We start from the raw sequence: 631 nt of genomic DNA on the forward strand, positions 1-631 counted from the left end.
GCCACCAAAGCCACAAGGCCATTCATGCCGCGCCGGAAGTCGACCGGTTGCGTAGCCACCATGATCTTCACGCCACTCGGCGAAACTCCGATCACCGGCGACCTCGCAAGGCCGCCACCATCGCTTGCGCCAGTTCAGGTGCTACCGGGCCGATAACCGTCATGCGCGCGCCAGCAATCTCGATCTCAATTCGACCCGCGGCAAAGTGGGCGACATCTGACGGCGAGCCTGGAGCCGGCGTTCGATCGCCAACTACCGTCACCGGCACGAACATCGCCTGCTGCGCACTGGACCTCGCAGATCGTTGAGAGGTCAGCCCAGCGTCCCGGCGCCAGACGTTCAGCAAGCCGCGATTGACGCCCCAGCGCCGGGCAACGGCCGAGATGTTAACATCAGGTTCCGCGCTTTCCGCAAGGATCCGCGCCTTCTCCTCGTCAGTCCAATTCCGCCGCTGCCGCCGGCCGGTAATCACCTCGATCCGACGATACTTTCCCTCATGCCTGGCTTCATCCATGTCTTCAAGCATGGCATCAGCGCGATCTCCAATCATCCCGGTCCGCTCCTATCAATGAAGGAGCTTATCTCGCGGCATCATTCACAAAAGAAAAGGTGGGATGTTCGTCGCGCTCAC

General features: G+C 61.5%; 1 protein-coding gene and 1 pseudogene. Both read right to left on the reverse strand.

Features of this window, described 5'->3' with window-relative positions:
• Positions 1-95: pseudogene (locus FG152_RS27150) on the reverse strand (IS66 family insertion sequence element accessory protein TnpB); the annotation flags it as partial.
• Positions 92-550: an IS66-like element accessory protein TnpA gene (gene tnpA / locus FG152_RS27155; protein ID WP_168436537.1), complete on the reverse strand. Its 459-nt coding sequence runs from the start codon at positions 548-550 to the stop codon at positions 92-94. The pseudogene FG152_RS27150 and the gene tnpA, both read right to left, overlap by 4 nt.
• Between the last annotated feature and the right edge of the window lie 81 nt (positions 551-631).

Origin of the sequence: Ochrobactrum sp. XJ1 (assembly GCF_024701725.1) — a bacterium.
Lineage (GTDB): Bacteria > Pseudomonadota > Alphaproteobacteria > Rhizobiales > Rhizobiaceae > Brucella > Brucella anthropi.

Excerpts from the sequence above, each read along its gene's own strand:
- tnpA (WP_168436537.1), bottom strand. The coding sequence starts at position 550 with ATGATTGGAGATCGCGCTGATGCCATGCTTGAAGACATGGATGAAGCC.